The sequence below is a fragment of the Candidatus Planktophila sp. genome (assembly GCA_030681675.1).
GTDB lineage: Bacteria > Actinomycetota > Actinomycetes > Nanopelagicales > Nanopelagicaceae > Planktophila.
Window position 1 is genome coordinate 257,566 of record JAUXRP010000015.1, and the last position, 16,817, is coordinate 274,382.

The window sequence follows — 16,817 nt, forward strand, 5'->3', positions numbered from 1 at the left end:
CGAAAATCGGCCACACCAAAAATGAACATTAGTCGAAACACAAAAATACCGATTGATACTACTTCTCTGTTCTGTATCTTTTCTTCATGTCGGTAAGTGATCGCTTTATCACCAGTCCGAGTATCTTAAGATTAATATCTTCTATGCCTTTTATAGCCAAGCAAGACTTGCCGGAGAACTTGTGCTTGCCAAGGTTTTCGAGATCTTTTTTATATTCTTCCCAACCCATTAAGTTATATAGAGTAAATCCAGTTGAGGAAATTGCAAAACCGGTCATCATATATTCATGCTCCCCTCCCTTACTGTCAAAATAATGATATTTTCCAAAACCGAAGAGCTTATTCCACATTACACATGGTGAGCCAGTAACTTTGGCATAGAAATCAACTAGTGCCAATGCTTCTTTTCGCAGTTGCGAATCCTGGGCAAAGTTTTCCTCCAAATAAATTTCAGGAGTAATTGCAGTTGGTTGCGTCTTGTTAGTGTACGTCACAGTATTAATTCTATCCTTGAATCAGTTTTAAATATTATTTGTATGTCAAAAGTCAATAGATATTCCAATAGCTGTGAGAAAGAGAAACGCTACCAAAACAATGGAAAAGAAGGTCAGAGTTTTTTTGAGGCGACTATTTGGCAACATGCTTGAATCAGAGCCAATATAAGGGGTGACCGTAGGTTTCATGAGAAGAATTACTACGGAATAGATAAGAATGACGAGCAAGGATCTTCCGAAAGTCGGAATATTCCAACCAAAATCAGAACCAATTCCCTTGATTCCAATTACGGGTATTACTAAGCTAATTATTAGGAGAGCAATACGTATTTTTCTATCTATCTTTTTTTGCCAAAGTGCAATTGACGCCAAAATGACGGTCGGAAACATTCCTGCACCTGCTCCGGTAAAGAGTGGAATGGTAAGGAATAATCCACCACCTCTAATTACTGAAGTTAATCGTCTAGTTTTAATTCTCCTTCTTAAGACATAGACTGTGGCTTGCGCAGAAGAAAAAATTGTAAAAGCGAGAATTATGAATATTGTCCCGCTCCACGTAAAATCTGGTTCAGTTGAAATCCATCTCATCCAGAGGCGTGCAGTAACTCCTAAAACTAAGCCGCCGAAAACTGCAACGAGAATTATCTTCCAACCTCTTTGAGTCGCAATCATGGTTAACTGTAGTGGGGCGAGTCGGGCTCGAACCGACGACGACAGAATTATGAGTTCTGGGCTCTAACCAACTGAGCTACCGCCCCGTGCGGGGAGAGTTTATTGCATATGTAGGGTGATTAGCCAAATGGAACTAAATGGCACAGTCGTGAAGTGTTCAAGACGTTGTTCCTATTCTGCATCTCGCCTTAACAAAAGTTCCTCTGGGAGAATTTCATCGAATAACTTCACTTCAAAATTTTCGGTTTCTTTGACATTTTTTCATGACTTAGATGTCTTTTTTGCAATGTGCCACACATTATGGTCGTCAATCCGCTCATACGTGAATTCATCGACTAGAGCATTAATAAGAGCAAGTCCTCTTCCGCTCTCGGCGAGAACATCTGGCATCTCGACATCGACTATTTCTATATCGCCGGGTTGTCCAGTGTCACGCAGACTTGCTTCTATCTTGTCGCTTGAAATGTGCACCGAAAGCGAACATGAGACGCCACTTCCATCACCTGCGTGGCGGAAGATATTCGAAGCCAATTCAATGAGGGCAGTCTCAAATCTCATTTGATCTTGGATGTCAACTTCAGGAGAATTAACCCAAATGGCTTGCAGAAGGTTGTGAACCGCATCCAAAGTATCTGGAGGAGTATCGATTAAGAGTGTGTGCGATTTTACATTCATTCGATCACATACGCGCTTTCTACATTTGTGTATGGAGTCAGGACGCGATCCAAATTAGTAAGTTGCAATACCAATTTGACCTGCTCCGTGGGAGATGCGATTCGTAAATCTCCATTCGCTTGGCGCGCAGCTTTAAGGCAGCCGATTAGAGCACCCAAACCAGAAGAATCTAAGAATTCGACATTGGTTAGATCTACGACTATGCGATTTTGACCCTTGGCCAAAATTACATCAACTTCTTCTCGCAGACGGTGGGCATGAACCATGTTCAACTTCCCAACAGGAGTTACTACGACTACTCCATCTGAAATAGCCTTATGTGTTATTTCCATGACTACCTTCCTTTTGCGAATCGGAACCTCTGTACAAAATGGCCGGGAATAGGACCCTGAGTAACGATAAGTCGAATAGTACCCATATGACGTTAATGACAGTAGCCAGGAGTGGTGCTCGACCTGTGGCATATCGTGCAGTACCTACGAATAGAGAAATCACGAATGCTGCAATAAATACAAGTTGCGGGTAGATAAGTTTCCAGTTTGGTGAGTTTTCGTTCCGAGTTTTTGGAGTAACCACGAAGGTCATGGGTCTTTTGAAGTAAACATTCGCGAACGCGGAAGTAGTTGCTTTTATCCACACTGGGAATAACGCATAGCTGTACTGCTGCCCTCTCCACGTTGAAATGCCACGGCTGGCGAAGAGAAAAATCAGTTGGTTGGCAATCATGAACGGGATAAATCGTAAAAAGAATTCCACCGGATCTGTGCGAACTGGCAGTATGCCGAAACATAGAAAAATGATTGGGGCGGCAAAGTAGAAAAGAGCCGCAAATCCACTGAAGTAGCTCCACATCGTAGAAAAATACATAAGTCTTTGAGGCACCGACATACCCTTTTGAAAAATTGGATTTTCTTTCAGGAAAACTTGCATAGTTCCCTGCGCCCATCGGAGTCTTTGCGTAAGCATCGAACTCATGTCTTCGGGAGCTAATCCAATCGCCAGAGTCTCATGGTGATACACGCTCTTCCACTTCATTCCATGAAGGCGCATGCTAGTCGCCATATCTTCGGTAATGGAGATTGTGGCAATTGGCATAATTGGAATCGCTTCGTGTGATCTGTCAACATCTAATGACTTGAGTAGCTCCATGACGGTACTTAGAGCAGCGAGTGGGCTCAAAGCTTCTGCTGGCAGTCCATCGAGAGTATTTTCTAAGTCATCGATCCACTCTGCGGCCCAGTTTGCATCGCTACTTTGTTCAATTCCAATTATGTCTAAGTCGCGCTTGATCTGGTCTAAGTCGGCGAAGACCAGTGCATGAGAAATATATTCAACTCGATCACGCAGAATAAAAGTTGCCTCTCCAAGAGTTTTTCCATTGCTGATATTTTCTTGCGCTTCAACTACGGCTCCGAGAATTTGATCTAGCGCCTGGCGAAGTTGTTCATCAGATCGAGTTAGTTTTTTCTTCGCTGCCTTTATTATTTTCCCCGAATCGTTGAGAGACCTCTGTATGGCAGCTTCCAACTCGATGACATACCTTTTGACTCCAAGTTGCATGAGAGCTTCTCGCCGCAGAACGGCATTTGAGCCGCAGAAGTAGGCAGCACCCCAACCATCTTTACCTTGTTGAATAGGACCATAAAAAAGAGGCGCCTGACTGCCCAGAGGATCTGAGATTGAAACATTGCCGAAAGTTTGTGGAGTTTGGACTAGTGCTACACGATCATCAAGAAAGTAGCCCAAAGTGTGATTGAGGATTTCAGGTGCTGGAACTTGATCGGCGTCCAAGATAAGAATGAATTCACCACTTGTTTGCATCAACGCATTATTTACATTGCCAGCTTTTGCATGCCGCGGGCGATTTTTCCATTCGGCGCCGCGAGAGACATAGCCAATGCCTAGGGCCTGCGTTTGATGGAGCAACTCCTCACGTGCACCGTCATCCAAGATCCAAGTTTTATGCGGATATCGAATTTTTTGAGCTGCGATGGCGGTATTCATGACCATTTCGATCGGCTCGTTGTATGTGGTAATGAATACATCGACAGTAAGGTCGATGGGTGCCGCTGGCGGCGCAGGTCTCGTTTTTGCACGCCATACAGTCATACTGAAAAATAGTGAATCAATGATGCTGTATGTCTCACAGATGACGAGCGGAACCGCAATCCACCAAGCGCTCATATTCAGAGAAAATAGCCATCTCCATGTGACGTATGTGGTTCCAAGGAGTGCCGACGCGACAATGGAGATTCGGAGCGCCAACATTCGATTCATATTTAGGTCCTTTTTTAACTCGACCGGCGATTAGAGAATGAACGCGACTTTTCGAAAATGGCGGAAAAAGATTTGTCACAATTATAGATGGGCTCAGCAATAAATATCTAGTAAATGACCGAAAGTGCCCATAGGCTTGTGCAATGCATATACGGAAAGCGGTCATTCCAGCAGCCGGTCGTGGAACTCGACTGGAGCGCATCACTTTAGTAAATGCGAAGGAGCTCATTCCCCTCGTAGATCGTCCCGCAATTGATTGGATTGTTAAAGAAGCGACGTCGGCCGGTATCGAAGAACTATGTATTGTCACGAGCGCTAACAAACTTGCCGCGCTGTATGCCCACACCGAAGATCTTCCGATTCAGGTCACGTATTTAATTCAATCAAAACCCAAGGGCTTAGGTCATGCTGTGCAAGTTGCGCGTGATTGGTGTGAGGATGACGCCTTTGCGCTCTTACTTCCAGATGATCTTGTGATGGGCGATCCAATATTGACTCGATTGGTTCAACACGTTGCAAGCACAGGCAAGTCCACTTTGGCTCTTACTGAAGTACCCCAGGAAAAGGCACATTTATATGGAGTGGCAGCGGGTATGAACGAAGGCGGTGTTGTCCAAATTTCAGATCTCGTTGAAAAACCACCGAGCGGAACGGAACCTTCAAATCTCTCTGTCACCGGTCGGTACGTACTTACTCCAGAGCTATGGCCGTTTTTGGAGAAAGTTCAGCCAGGAGCAGGCGGAGAAATCCAGTTGACTGATGCTCTACGTGGATTGGCTCATCAAGGCAAACTCTCAGGCCTAATTACTCAAGGAATGCGTCATGACTTAGGGTCTGCCGAATCATGGCTGAAAGCAAACATCGCATATGGCGCAGAGGTTTACGGAAAAGATTGGTTGGACGATTTTCACGCGTTGATAAATAAAAGCTCTTAAGCTCCGCGAGTTAACTTTTAAGAGGATTCGATTTTCCAATCCGAACCGGCCTCAGAATCTTTGATAGTGACCTTTAACTCCATAAGGCGATTTCTAATGGCATCGGCCTCTTACCTTCGCCCACCAGTGCGAGCGGCTTGGCGGGTTTTGACAGAGGGCTTAAACATAAATCAGAGCGAGAAGGAGTTTAATCAATTACTAGATAGTTCTATTCAGAGCAACTTTGAGGCCTCTGTTAAGTAGTTATATAGTTGGTAATGTGACCTTGCAGGTCCATGGTTTTAAGAGTACTTTGGCATAAATAGGGAAAGCATTGACAGGGAAGCGCTATGGTAGCAATGGCGAGAAAGTGTCGAACAATCTTCATCACCCTTGTGCTCATTATCTCGATGGGACCCTCAATGAGCGTGAGTGCATCGGCTGCTGAAGCGTATCGCTCTGGTCATCCACCGCAGATTATATCCGCGGTTTTTGATGAACAGAGAAGACTCAAAGTGCAGTACAAAGCCGATGATGGCCTTACCTATGGCGGAAAGGTTTATTTAGATAATAACCCATTGAACGCTCCAGCCCCCATCAAAGACACTTATTATGGGGATTTTATGCACTGTAATAAAAAATCTAACTGTTTAATCCGATGGACATTACCGGTCGCTCCAGATGCCGAATCATATACTTTCATTTCTGAGTCACTAGATCCAGTTCGATTTCCTGACGGAACATATTATGTACAGGTTGAGACTTATAATGAAGATCCATATCCAAGCACACGAATGTGGGAGAATTCGGCCGTCTCAGTCGTGCAACTGACTACCTTGACAAGCTCTGCCTCTTTTAATCTCGAGAAGCTTGCATCCATGAAGTTACCTGTTGATAATGGCTCAGTACCTTGTCTCATACTTCGCAGCCGTATAACTCTTGGCAATCGTTTAGTTGCCGGTATAAATATGGAAGTCGAAAAGTTGAAAACAGAATTTAAGAAAGAAAAAATCCCTTCTATAAAACTAAAAGCCAAAATAGCATGGTATTCGGAATGGATGAGTGAAGTATCGGATATGCGAGAGACGGATAAAACGAATGCTAATTTAGCCTGTGGTACGGCTCCATCATTGGTGGCATTTGATGGAACTTTTATCCCGATACCTATACCACCTTCAAATGGTAAGTCGGCTTGCACAAAAATTCGAACTAATTTAAATTATCTCAATCAGGAGCTAAAGAAAGTCGTTAATAACATATCTGTGACCAGCAGAGGCCAAGCGGTCCGTATAAAGCAATTAGAGGTCCGTTTTAATCAATTATCCGCAAGCTTGGGGAAATCTTGGCCGAGCGCACTGAAGGATTGCAACCCGATTTAAAGTTCAAAATTATTCGACAATAAGAGTAGGTACAAAAAGATAGATACCTAGTCCATTCAAATCCCACTTACCATTGAATTCTAATGGTTTGAGGAATTCTTGAAATAATCCGAGGTATCTCCAATCATTTGAGTTACAATCCAATTTTTTGCCCGAGTCCTGCATCGACTGTAGTATCCATATGACCGCCACCCATTATCCACGATGACTTGCTCATGTGTGACGAAAGACGGGTGTGATCATCTAAGAAGGCAAATACCTCGCCCACTTCAGCAGCGATTAATATTTCCTTTTTATAATGTCGTTTATAAGTTCTATTGTTACTGAGCTACCGCCACTACAGGGGAGTACTTTATAAGGTTCGTGAATTAACTTCTAAAAGGATTCGATTTTCCAGTCCGAGCCAACCTCTGAATCCTTGATTGTGACCTTTAACTCCATAAGGCGATTTCTAATGGCATCGGCGTCATCCCACCGCCCAGCAGTGCGCGCGGCCTGTCGAGCTTGCAGAAGTGCTTCGATATATGGACCTACTACGGACATAATGTCAACGCGTGGACTTGCGGCAATATTGCCAAGGCGGGTGATTAAAGAGTGCACTGCAACTCGAGTCTGGATGTCGCGATCTAACTCATCTAAATCCAGAAGTGCCTCAACTGCGGCATTGACTTCACCAGATTCTAGGAGCGCTTCAACTTGACGGGGATTGACCTTAAATAATTGTGCTGGAGTCTTTTGAACAATAGAACTTCCGGTGTGAGCGATTATCTCTTCAAAAGTAGCTGATTCACCGCTGTTTACAATCCATGATTCACCGTGATGGCGGATTGTCATTTGACCAAGACCAAAAACGCTGGCAACACGTGTATCTAAATCAAAACTGACTCCAGTATGACCATCGACACCGATGATAAAAGTTTCTGAAGGCAAAATACTTTCTAACACTCTCAAACGTTTTTCTCCGATATAACAAAAACGAGTGTCGTGATTTGCGCCTTCGGAATTATCAAAATGTGGGACAACTGCCGCTGACATTCCAGTGTGATGTTCAAGAAGATTCAGTCCATCAAGCCAATGGGGGTCCTGCCCAACTTTGTACATCTCATAGACCGGAATTGTGTGAGATCCAACAGTTAAAGCGGCGGCAGAGGCAAAAACTAAAGTTCCACGAGTTAGCACTTCATTAAAATGCGGAGTCAGCCCTAGCTCTCGCCAAACTTTCAATGCATAACTAGGGCTACCAGGGCCGGCAAAGAGCCAGTCAGAATCACGAACTGCGTTGACTGCTTTAGCTAATTCTGCGCTACTTATATGAGTGTTTCGTAAAGAGATTACGCCAACTGGGTGACCAACTGAGATTTCAAAGTACTCACTTAACTTGGAGGTTAAAACTTCGGCATTTTCTTGAAAGCCAAATGGAGTATCAAGAACGTTTAAAACTGAATTTTTAGAGGTCTTCAAATCCGAAATCATGCGCTGATGAGGTGTGACCATCGTTGGGCTGGTTTCCCCAGAGCCCATAACTACAATTGCACGCGCCATATCTCCATCATGGCACTAAAAAGAGCGATCTTCATCTTGATATGCCACTAAACTCGACCCTATGACAAGGTTCTTAAGACGGTTTTCTATTCTCACTTTCTTGGGCGGCCTCGTAATATCTCAAACAGTGAACGCCGTAGCTGCTCCAATCTATGTTTTCCCCGTCGCTGGTTGCGCGGTTAACTACGCGCGCGCCCACCATGATTACGCCGCCACAGATATTTTGGCAAAGGCAGGGTGCAAGTTTGTCGCTCCGATTAATGGTGTTATTGATGAGGTAAATCGAGTCGATCGGTGGAGTGGCAAGTCGAATCTAGGTATAGATCGTGGCGGACTATATGTTTCTATCATTGGCGAAGATGGCGTGCGTTACTACGGCTCTCATCTGCGTTCCATACATGCCAGCATTGAGCCAGGGGTAGTAGTGGTTGCAGGCCGTCGGCTGGGGAGTATCGGGGCGACCGGTAGCGCTCGCGGAACTTCGCCGCACTTACACTTTGGAATCTCGTGGCCGACTGCCGCTGATACATGGTGGGTGCGTCGTGGAGAGGTTATGCCCTGGAAATATTTAGATGCCTGGAAAAAAGGCAGAGATTTATCGCCTGTAAAAGAGGTTGACTCTAGAAAATTAAAAGTTGGTGAGATTCCACCGGTTCCGAAGTAGAAAAAAATAACCCTCACTGTCACCAGTGAGGGTTATTTATAAAGCGGTGTTAATTAGGCAGGGTTTACTGCATCGGCCTGAGGACCCTTTGGACCCTGTACGACCTCAAATGAAACTGCCTGACCCTCTTCAAGAGACTTGTAACCGTTTCCTTGAATTGCTGAGTAGTGAACGAATACATCTTGTCCGCCACCATCAACTGCAATGAAACCAAAACCCTTTTCAGAGTTGAACCACTTAACTGTGCCTGTTGCCATGTTTTTACTTTTCCTTCGATATGTGGGTGTTCGAGAGATCCTCGACCACGGTCTTCCTCTTGCGCCAGCGATACCGAATATGTATTACATGAAACGGGTACTGATTAAGCGTCGGACTGAGACCAACTGTAGCGCCTATAGGCTCGGATACCTAAAGTGGGAGTGGACAGTTTGAGTCGTGCGGGTGTCTAATTAAGGTACTAGCAGGAGCATAAGGCGGCCGGGGAAGGTCGCAATCGGCGTCCTTGCTAGGAGTTTTTAATGCAACGATTAACTCGCACCTCGAAGGCTTTAGCCGTCAGGGGTCAACTAACCATTCACAGCGCACCTTCAGCGCTGCGCAGCCATATTGATTGGGCATTGGCAGAGCTGCTTGGTAGCACCCTCGCCCCTCACTGGACACCGCAAATACTCAAAGCCGGAACTTTCAAATCAGTTATCGCATGGCGAGATCGTGAAGGTGTCGCGGCGGCGATTGCAAGTGCGCTTCGAAGTTGGCACTACATTTACTTTGAAGTTATTGAGGACACTAACGATGGGGGAGAGCTCTTTCGATTTACTCCTGATCTAGGAATTCATCGAGCATTGACCGACTTAACTGGCGCTGTTGTCATGAGTGAAAATCAAATTAATTCAGTTTTAGCCAATAGTTTTGATGAAGAGTCAATTCGTGCTGGATTAGCTTTAATTATTGGAAATGACTGGGAAATTGAACTTGAACGCTTTCGTGGGGTCAATCACCAGGAGCTTTCCCACCTTCGCGCAATTTAAGCGAATATAGTTGCAGCATGAGCCAACTACATGAATCTCCCATCATCACCGTTGAACGTCGCAAAGCGGTAACAATTATTATCTCAGCAGTCATCGTTGCATTAGCTCTCGGTGTTGGTTTAACCAAAGTTGGTTCGGGTTTTGCATCACGAAGTAGCGATGGAATAACCGTTACAGGTTCGGCAAAGACTAGTGCCACTGCAGATAATGCCGTGTGGACGCTTTCAGTAAGTCTTTCATCACCAGCAGTAAGTACGGCCGTTAGAAAAGTCGATGCCGATGTTGCTGCCTTATCTAAGTATTTGACTAAAGGTGGAATTCCCGCCGACGCATTAACTCTGGGTGCGGTATCAACCTATGCCAACGAAGAGTATGTCAATGGAAATTCAACTGGAAGGATCCTTTCATATCGCGCAAATCGCGATGTCACGGTACGTACTAAAGATGTTTCATTAGTATCAAAGCTAAGTCAGGGAATCGGCGCGCTCCTTGAAACCGGAATCAACGTTAATAACTACGGACCTCAGTACTACATCTCTAACTTGCCGGATCTTCGCCCAGCATTGATGAGCGATGCTATGAAGGATGCCAAAGTACGTGCGCTAGCGTTGACTAAGGCCGTTGGCAGTGATCTTGGCTCACTCGTCAATGTCAAGGCCGGACCAATTCAAATCACAACACCTGATTCAACTATGACTGCAGATTATGGTGCTTACGACACGAGCACAATTGAGAAAACAGTTACTGCAACGGTTTCGGTAACATTTAAAACTAACTAATATGATATCGGCGATTTCGATAACAGATTTAACTGTTATTCGTGGTCGTACGAGAATTTTGAGTGAGTTCAATTTAGAGGTCGAATCTGGAGCGATTCTTGGCCTACTTGGACCAAGCGGCAGTGGCAAGACAACTATTATGCGCAGTGTTGCAGGCCTGCAAAGGTTAACGGGCGGTTCAATTAAAGTTCTTGGAAACCCGGCTGGGGATAAATCTCTACGAAGTCGAATCAGTTACTCGACACAGGATGCAAGCATCTATCGAGACTTAACATGCAGTGAAAACGTCGATTATTTTGCCGCGCTTCAAGGGCGTGCGAGCTCTTCTACGGATGAGATTCTCGAGCTAGTTGATTTAAGTAGAAATCGTAAACAAATTGCCGCAACATTGTCGGGTGGAGAAAGAGCGCGTCTTGCTTTAGCAACTGCGTTAGTGGGAAGACCAGAGATTTTGATTTTGGATGAGCCAACGGTGGGATTAGACCCATTGTTGCGCCGAGATTTATGGAGTTTATTTCATCGTTTTACCGATGAGGGCAAAACTTTGTTGGTGAGTAGTCACATGATGGAAGAGGCCGATCATTGTGATGAGCTGGTTCTTTTACGTGATGGCGCGATTTTAGCCAAAGGGACGCCTCGCGAACTTCGCACCCAAACGGGAGTAGAAAATATGGATGCCGTCTTTATCTCATTGGTGGAAAAGCCATGAACCCAGTACGCACTTTTGCTTCAGCCAAGCGCATCCTTTTGCAGTTAAAACATGATCCACGCAGTATGGCACTCATCATTGTGGCACCATGCCTACTTATGACCATTCTTAAATTCGTGTACTGGTCACAACCGCAGGTTTTTCAAAACGTTGCAGGCTCTTTGCTTGGAGTATTCCCAATGCTAGTTATGTTTTTAATTACCTCAGTTGCAACTTTGCGTGAGCGTACATCGGGCACTCTCGAACGCGTTCTTATCTCACCTGTAACAAAATTTGAATTTATATTTGGCTATGCAGTCGCCTTTGGAATTGCGAGTGCCGTTCAGGCCGTCATCGTTTCTACTTACGCCATTGGACCACTTGGATTAAACGTTATCGGATCGCAGGCGGGATTAATCTGTGTTGCCATTCTCGATGCATTACTCGGCCTGGCTCTGGGACTTTTTGTTAGCTCCTTTGCTAAAACTGAGTTCCAGGCAATTCAATTCTTACCAATTGTTCTCCTGCCACAATTACTACTCAGCGGCCTGCTTGCACCCAGGGAAACTATGCCACGAATTTTAGAAGAGATTTCGAACTTCCTGCCATTGTCATATGCTGTAGATGCTACAAAGAAGGTTTTGATTGGTCAGGGTTCAATCACTAGCGACTTTTTGATAATTTCACTCTTCTTGGTATTTCTGCTCGGAGCAGGTTCATTAACTCTTCGCCGTACAACTAAGTAATTTACAGCGGAATATTGCCGTGGCTTCCACGGCGATGCGGAGCATCGGCAATTGTCTTTGCAAGTGCGCTTCTCGTTAATCGCGGTTCGACCATTTCATCAACGGCGCCGATTTCAATTGCACGAATTACTCCACCCGAAACTTTTTCATGTTCGGCCGCTAACTCTAACTCCATGGATTCACGTTGTTCGGCAGGTAAGTCTGCAAGAATTCGCCTGTGCAGAACACGAACTGCAGCAACTGCGCCCATGACAGAGACTTCAGCGTGTGGCCAAGCAAAGACTCGCGTTGCACCTAAAGCCTTTGAGTTCATTGCAACATAAGCGCCACCATATGCTCGCCGAGTGATCAACGTAACTCGAGGCACAACGGATTCGCCAAATGCATGCAACAACTTTGCGCCACGTCGGACAGCACCTTCCCACTCTTGGCCAGCCCCAGGTAAAAATCCCTGAACATCTGCGATAACGATTAATGGAATTCCAAATGCATCACATGTTCGAACAAAACGTGCCGCTTTTTCACCTGCGGCAGCATCTAAAACTCCGGCGATGTGGGCTGGATTATTTGCAAGTACACCTACAGTTGCTCCGCCCAATCGCCCGATTATTGTCGTCATATTCGGCGCCCACATGGATAGAAGTTCGATGTGTTCGGTTTCGGTATCTAAAATGGCATTGATCAAAGGGCGAATTTCGTAAGTTCGAATCTTAGAATCTGGTACAAAAACCGATAGATCTATATCTTCAACATCTGGCTTCATAAAACCCTGGTTAGCAAAGAGTGCAGTTAAGTCGCGAATATCTTCAAAAGCTGCTTCTTCACTACTTGCAATGATGTGGGCAAGACCGCTGTTCTTCTTATGGGCTTCAGGTCCACCGAGCAATGCCATATCGATATCTTCACCTGTAACGCTTTTTACTACATCGGGACCGGTTACAAATATGCGACCCTCTGGAGCAAGGACTACGACGTCGGTCAGAGCTGGCCCATATGCACCTCCACCTGCAGTTGGTCCAAGTACAAGAGAAAGTTGAGGAATTCGGCCACTCGCAGAAATCATCGATTGGAAAACCTCACCGAATGCATCAAGAGATGCAACTCCATCACTTAAGCGTGCTCCACCGGAGTGCCAAATACCAATGACTGGAACTTGCGCGCCCATTGCCGCTTTATATGCAGTGACAATAACTTTTGAGCCATCAATACCGAGAGCTCCACTTTTAATTGTGGCATCGGATGCGAAAATTACGACCTTATTTCCTTTAATGAAGGAAGTTACCGCAATCATTCCACATGCAGTACGTGGAATCAGAAATTCAAATTTTCCATCATCGACTAAACGTGCAATACGTATCTCTGGATCTCGAGGATCAACTTCCGTCAGTGACATCTATATGCTCTTAAATACCAATACCACGTTATGTCCACCGAAACCAAATGAATCATTGAGTGCGGCGATGTCACCGGCTGGCAATGCGCGGGGCTTATCGCGCACGACATCAATAGTGACTGCTGGATCTAAATCATCGATGTTAATAGTTGGGGGAGCCAGGCGATCTTGCAAACTTTTAACAATAAAGACAGATTCAATTGCGCCAGCGCCACCGAGTAGATGGCCCGTCATCGATTTTGTAGCTGATACCGCAACGTGATCGGCATCATCGCCAAGGGCTGCGCGCAGCGCGTTGGCCTCGGCAACATCTCCTGCAGGGGTAGAAGTTGCATGTGCATTTAAGTGAACGATGTCTTTCGTGGAAAGACCGGCATCACGCAGCGCAAATTTAATCGCACGTTGTACTCCAGCACCATCTGGATCAGGAGCTGCGATGTGATATCCATCTGAGGTTAAACCTTGACCTACTATTTCACAGTAAATTCTCGCACCGCGAGCGCGCGCATGTTCGTACTCTTCAAGAACTAATACTCCGCCACCCTCACCTAAAACGAAGCCATCTCGATTTAGATCATAGGGCCGTGATGCACGGGCAGGATCATCGTTTCGTGTCGAGAGAGCCTTCATCGCGGCAAAACCTGACATCGGCATTACGTGAATTGCAGCTTCAACGCCTCCGCTAACGACTATGTCGGCGCGATCATGTCGAATCATCTCAAGCGCATAACCAATTGCCTCGGCTCCTGATGCACAAGCACTCACCGGTGTATGAACGCCAGCCTTTGCTTGTAGTTCAAGACCGACATTTGCCGCAGGTCCATTTGGCATTAACATCGGAACGGTATGCGGGCTCACTAGACGTGCACCTTTTTCGCGCAAGATGTCATATTGGTCGAGCATTGTTGTTACGCCACCAATTCCCGATGCAATGACAACACCTAAACGCTCTTTATCCATCTCGGGAGAGCCAGCATCGTTCCATGCCTCACGGGATGCAATAATGGCAAACTGCTCAGATCTATCCAAGCGGCGCATTTCAACGCGCTCCATCTGCTCACTTGGTTCAACTGCAACACGAGCGGCAAAGCGAACTGGAATAGTTTGTGCCCACTCTTCAGTGAGTAATCGAACACCGCTAGTGCCTGCTAAGAGCGCCGACCATGTCGTTGCTACATCACCGCCTAGAGGCGTAGTCGCACCGAGTCCGGTAACGACAACCCGACGGGCAGACATAGGAAAGTTTTCTACTTGCTACTTAGCTGCGTTGACAATGAAGTTAACGGCATCGCCAACAGTGACGAGATCTGTTACAGCTTCATCTGGAATCTTCACACCAAAACGCTCTTCTGCGGCAACGACAACTTCAACCATGCTCAGTGAGTCAACTTCTAAATCCTCCGTGAAGTTCTTGTCCAATTCAATTGATGCAGCAGGAATGCCAGCTACTTCTTCAACGATCTCTTTTAATCCTGAAAGTACATCTGCTTGTGCAAGTGCCATTTTATTTCTTCCATCCGTTAGCTGGTTTAAGTACTGATACTAATAGGTCGTTATTCTCTATGAAAAAAACGATACTTACGAGTAATAGCGCCCTTGAGTGGCGGAAATCTCAAGGTTTTGGGGGCAATTGCACTACTTGAGCGGCAAATACTAGGCCTGCGCCATAGCCGATAAGTAGTGCTAATTCGCCGTGAAGTTGCGGATGTTTTTCTAGAAGTACTTCCATGGCAAGGGGAATCGAGGCGGCAGAAGTATTTCCATTTACCCGAATATCATCTGCGATCACAACATGTGATGGGATTTTTATCTCCTTGGCCATGGATTCGATGATGCGCATATTTGCCTGATGAGGGATGAAAGCGCCAAGTTCATCGGGACGCACACCGGCGGCTTCTAACGCTTTTATTCCTACTTTACTTACGGTAAATACCGCCCATCGATAAACTGCTTGACCTTGCTGTGAAATATTTGGCCAACCAATTTCAGAAACGCCTTTATCAGGTGAATATCTAAACTCTGTATAAGCAGGGCTCAACAAAATTGCATCTCGCGAATCGGCATCTGAGCCCCACGCTACTGGACCTATACGTGCCTCGTCACTGCGTCCAATAACCACTGCGCCAGCGCCATCTCCAAAGATAAATGCCGTTGCTCGATCATTTGGGTCGGTAAAATCTGAGAGCTTTTCAACTCCAACGACTAATACATTTTTTGCAGTACCTGTACGAACAAGGTCACTTGCCATTGCAACTCCGTAGCAAAAACCGGCGCAAGCAGCACTGAGATCAAAAGCCGCGGCTTTTGGGTTACCTAAAAGATTTATCAAATCTGTTGCCGCGCTAGGTGCTTGGAATGGATATGTGATTGTGGCGAGAATCAAAGTATCAATATCAGCAATCGTTAAATTTGCACGCTTAAGTGCCATTTCGCAGGCAGCTTGTGCCATTGTAATTATTGTTTCATCAGGACCAGCAAAGCGGCGGGATTGAATTCCGGTGCGTTGTTGAATCCACTCATCGCTGGAATCTATGCGATCCACGATTTCACTATTCGGTACAAGTCGTTTAGGGCGATACGAACCCACTGAGAGAATTTGACTGTTACCCATCGCGGGAAGTTTTAAATTCATATGTGCCTTCCTGCAAATTCTCGAGCAGCGTCAATATCGAGCGCACTCTTTAAGGCGAAGCTTTCAATTTCAGGAAATGCGCGTTTAAATAAGCCAACCAGAGTTCCAGCCGGCGGCAGTTCAATGACACCCGTAACTCCCATTGTTTTTAGACTCTGCATGCAAAGATCCCATCGAACTGGATTAGTAATCTGATTTACTATTCGAGCCACGATTTCACTTCCAGTTCTTACTACTACACCATCTTTATTTGAGATAAATGGTATTAATGGTTGGCGGGTGGTTACTGTGGCCGCTAAATCGCTCAGCGGTGCAACTGCTGAGTGCATGTATGGGGTATGAAAAGCGCCAGCGACTGAAAGTGCGCGCACTCGCGCCCCAAGCGGGGGATTTTCGCCAAGTACGGCCAGAGCAGTCAGATCCCCAGCGGCGACTATCTGTCCAGCGCCATTCTCATTTGCAGCAACTAATCCCAACGCCGCAATTGCGGCGACAACTTCATTTCGCTCTCCACCAAGTACTGCCGACATTCCAGTAGGTATGAGTGCCGCGGCCTTTGCCATTTCCACACCTCGGGCTCTGACCAGCATGAGTGCATCACTAGCACTTATGGCACCGCTTATCGCGGCGGCAGTAAGTTCTCCAACAGAGTGACCAGATGTGACCGCTACATTTTCTAAAGCCAACGCATGTACGGCCAATAAAGAATTTGCAACAATTAGAGGTTGGGCATTCGTCGTATCTTTAATCTCATCGGCATTAGCAGATGTGCCTAGGTGCTCGAGATTTAAATCAATCTCCTTTGACCAGACACTCAATAAATTTTTCGAGCTCGATTCTGCAATCCAGGAGTTGAGCATTCCGGGAGTTTGAGAGCCCTGACCGGGTGCGATGAGTGCCAACATGATTTCTAAATATTACCCATAAATCACGTT

17 protein-coding genes, 1 tRNA gene and 1 pseudogene are annotated in these 16,817 nt (G+C 45.8%); 7 read left to right on the forward strand and 12 right to left on the reverse strand.

Annotation, left to right across the window (positions count from 1 at the left end; genetic code table 11):
• Positions 1-58: 58 nt before the first annotated feature.
• From Q8K48_04840 to Q8K48_04865, 6 genes are all read right to left on the reverse strand, one after another.
• The gene (locus Q8K48_04840; GenBank protein ID MDP1851725.1) at positions 59-493 is read right to left on the reverse strand and encodes a hypothetical protein; all 435 of its coding nucleotides are present in this window, start codon (positions 491-493) and stop codon (positions 59-61) included.
• 45 nt (positions 494-538) lie between these two features.
• Positions 539-1,165, reverse strand: coding sequence for a hypothetical protein (locus Q8K48_04845; GenBank protein MDP1851726.1), 627 nt, complete (start codon positions 1,163-1,165; stop codon positions 539-541).
• Between the two features lie 12 nt (positions 1,166-1,177).
• A tRNA-Ile gene (locus Q8K48_04850) sits at positions 1,178-1,251 on the reverse strand.
• 175 nt (positions 1,252-1,426) lie between these two features.
• A complete protein-coding gene (locus Q8K48_04855; GenBank protein MDP1851727.1) occupies positions 1,427-1,840 on the reverse strand; it encodes an ATP-binding protein in 414 nt (137 codons plus the stop codon).
• The gene (locus Q8K48_04860) at positions 1,837-2,172 is read right to left on the reverse strand and encodes an STAS domain-containing protein (GenBank protein ID MDP1851728.1); all 336 of its coding nucleotides are present in this window, start codon (positions 2,170-2,172) and stop codon (positions 1,837-1,839) included. The genes Q8K48_04855 and Q8K48_04860 overlap by 4 nt, the downstream gene beginning before the upstream one ends.
• Positions 2,156-4,117: a glycosyltransferase gene (locus tag Q8K48_04865; protein MDP1851729.1), complete on the reverse strand. Its 1,962-nt coding sequence runs from the start codon at positions 4,115-4,117 to the stop codon at positions 2,156-2,158. The genes Q8K48_04860 and Q8K48_04865 overlap by 17 nt, the downstream gene beginning before the upstream one ends.
• A gap of 143 nt (positions 4,118-4,260) precedes the next feature.
• Between Q8K48_04865 and Q8K48_04870 the strand changes: the two genes are divergently transcribed.
• Positions 4,261-5,052, forward strand: coding sequence for a UTP--glucose-1-phosphate uridylyltransferase (locus Q8K48_04870; GenBank protein MDP1851730.1), 792 nt, complete (start codon positions 4,261-4,263; stop codon positions 5,050-5,052).
• Positions 5,053-5,453: 401 nt separating this feature from the next.
• A complete protein-coding gene (locus tag Q8K48_04875) occupies positions 5,454-6,410 on the forward strand; it encodes a hypothetical protein (protein ID MDP1851731.1) in 957 nt (318 codons plus the stop codon).
• A gap of 375 nt (positions 6,411-6,785) precedes the next feature.
• Here Q8K48_04875 and Q8K48_04880 read toward each other — a convergent pair whose 3' ends face one another.
• Positions 6,786-7,952: a hypothetical protein gene (locus Q8K48_04880; GenBank protein ID MDP1851732.1), complete on the reverse strand. Its 1,167-nt coding sequence runs from the start codon at positions 7,950-7,952 to the stop codon at positions 6,786-6,788.
• Positions 7,953-8,052: 100 nt separating this feature from the next.
• On the opposite strand from Q8K48_04880, the gene Q8K48_04885 reads away from it, so the two are divergent.
• On the forward strand, positions 8,053-8,616 hold the full coding sequence (locus tag Q8K48_04885) for a M23 family metallopeptidase (GenBank protein ID MDP1851733.1): 564 nt from the start codon (positions 8,053-8,055) through the stop codon (positions 8,614-8,616).
• A 53-nt stretch (positions 8,617-8,669) separates the two neighbouring features.
• On the opposite strand, the gene Q8K48_04890 is transcribed toward Q8K48_04885, so the two are convergent.
• Positions 8,670-8,873, reverse strand: a complete 204-nt coding sequence (locus Q8K48_04890) for a cold-shock protein (protein MDP1851734.1) — start codon at positions 8,871-8,873, stop codon at positions 8,670-8,672.
• A gap of 261 nt (positions 8,874-9,134) precedes the next feature.
• On the opposite strand from Q8K48_04890, the gene Q8K48_04895 reads away from it, so the two are divergent.
• From Q8K48_04895 to Q8K48_04910, 4 genes are read left to right on the forward strand one after another with little or no spacing between them, the layout of a single operon-like run.
• A complete protein-coding gene (locus Q8K48_04895) occupies positions 9,135-9,644 on the forward strand; it encodes a DUF3145 family protein (protein ID MDP1851735.1) in 510 nt (169 codons plus the stop codon).
• Between the two features lie 17 nt (positions 9,645-9,661).
• Complete coding sequence (locus Q8K48_04900) at positions 9,662-10,423, forward strand: SIMPL domain-containing protein (GenBank protein MDP1851736.1); 762 nt, start codon at positions 9,662-9,664, stop codon at positions 10,421-10,423.
• A 1-nt stretch (position 10,424) separates the two neighbouring features.
• On the forward strand, positions 10,425-11,132 hold the full coding sequence (locus Q8K48_04905) for an ABC transporter ATP-binding protein (protein MDP1851737.1): 708 nt from the start codon (positions 10,425-10,427) through the stop codon (positions 11,130-11,132).
• The gene (locus Q8K48_04910; GenBank protein ID MDP1851738.1) at positions 11,129-11,857 is read left to right on the forward strand and encodes an ABC transporter permease; all 729 of its coding nucleotides are present in this window, start codon (positions 11,129-11,131) and stop codon (positions 11,855-11,857) included. Before Q8K48_04905 ends, Q8K48_04910 begins: the two co-directional genes overlap by 4 nt.
• Position 11,858: 1 nt before the next feature.
• On the opposite strand, the pseudogene fabF reads toward Q8K48_04910, so the two are convergent.
• From fabF to Q8K48_04930, 4 genes and pseudogenes are all read right to left on the reverse strand, one after another.
• Positions 11,859-14,486: pseudogene (gene fabF / locus Q8K48_04915) on the reverse strand (beta-ketoacyl-ACP synthase II).
• A gap of 18 nt (positions 14,487-14,504) precedes the next feature.
• Positions 14,505-14,753 carry an acyl carrier protein gene (locus Q8K48_04920; GenBank protein ID MDP1851739.1) on the reverse strand — a complete coding sequence of 83 codons (249 nt, stop codon included), beginning with the start codon at positions 14,751-14,753 and terminating at the stop codon, positions 14,505-14,507.
• Positions 14,754-14,862: 109 nt separating this feature from the next.
• The gene (locus Q8K48_04925) at positions 14,863-15,882 is read right to left on the reverse strand and encodes a beta-ketoacyl-ACP synthase III (GenBank protein MDP1851740.1); all 1,020 of its coding nucleotides are present in this window, start codon (positions 15,880-15,882) and stop codon (positions 14,863-14,865) included.
• Complete coding sequence (locus Q8K48_04930; GenBank protein ID MDP1851741.1) at positions 15,879-16,787, reverse strand: ACP S-malonyltransferase; 909 nt, start codon at positions 16,785-16,787, stop codon at positions 15,879-15,881. Before Q8K48_04930 ends, Q8K48_04925 begins: the two co-directional genes overlap by 4 nt.
• Between the last annotated feature and the right edge of the window lie 30 nt (positions 16,788-16,817).

What these genes read in the sequence shown, in the direction of transcription:
- Q8K48_04890 (MDP1851734.1), bottom strand. Translation starts at nt 8,873, where the DNA reads ATGGCAACAGGCACAGTTAAGTGGTTCAACTCTGAAAAGGGTTTTGGT.
- Q8K48_04875 (MDP1851731.1), top strand. Translation starts at nt 5,454, where the DNA reads ATGAGCGTGAGTGCATCGGCTGCTGAAGCGTATCGCTCTGGTCATCCA.
- Q8K48_04865 (MDP1851729.1), bottom strand. Translation starts at nt 4,117, where the DNA reads ATGAATCGAATGTTGGCGCTCCGAATCTCCATTGTCGCGTCGGCACTC.
- Q8K48_04925 (MDP1851740.1), bottom strand. Translation starts at nt 15,882, where the DNA reads ATGAATTTAAAACTTCCCGCGATGGGTAACAGTCAAATTCTCTCAGTG.
- Q8K48_04870 (MDP1851730.1), top strand. Translation starts at nt 4,261, where the DNA reads ATGCATATACGGAAAGCGGTCATTCCAGCAGCCGGTCGTGGAACTCGA.
- Q8K48_04900 (MDP1851736.1), top strand. Translation starts at nt 9,662, where the DNA reads ATGAGCCAACTACATGAATCTCCCATCATCACCGTTGAACGTCGCAAA.
- Q8K48_04855 (MDP1851727.1), bottom strand. Translation starts at nt 1,840, where the DNA reads ATGAATGTAAAATCGCACACACTCTTAATCGATACTCCTCCAGATACT.
- Q8K48_04860 (MDP1851728.1), bottom strand. Translation starts at nt 2,172, where the DNA reads ATGGAAATAACACATAAGGCTATTTCAGATGGAGTAGTCGTAGTAACT.
- Q8K48_04930 (MDP1851741.1), bottom strand. Translation starts at nt 16,787, where the DNA reads ATGTTGGCACTCATCGCACCCGGTCAGGGCTCTCAAACTCCCGGAATG.
- Q8K48_04845 (MDP1851726.1), bottom strand. Translation starts at nt 1,165, where the DNA reads ATGATTGCGACTCAAAGAGGTTGGAAGATAATTCTCGTTGCAGTTTTC.
- Q8K48_04910 (MDP1851738.1), top strand. Translation starts at nt 11,129, where the DNA reads ATGAACCCAGTACGCACTTTTGCTTCAGCCAAGCGCATCCTTTTGCAG.
- Q8K48_04895 (MDP1851735.1), top strand. Translation starts at nt 9,135, where the DNA reads ATGCAACGATTAACTCGCACCTCGAAGGCTTTAGCCGTCAGGGGTCAA.
- Q8K48_04880 (MDP1851732.1), bottom strand. Translation starts at nt 7,952, where the DNA reads ATGGCGCGTGCAATTGTAGTTATGGGCTCTGGGGAAACCAGCCCAACG.
- Q8K48_04905 (MDP1851737.1), top strand. Translation starts at nt 10,425, where the DNA reads ATGATATCGGCGATTTCGATAACAGATTTAACTGTTATTCGTGGTCGT.
- Q8K48_04920 (MDP1851739.1), bottom strand. Translation starts at nt 14,753, where the DNA reads ATGGCACTTGCACAAGCAGATGTACTTTCAGGATTAAAAGAGATCGTT.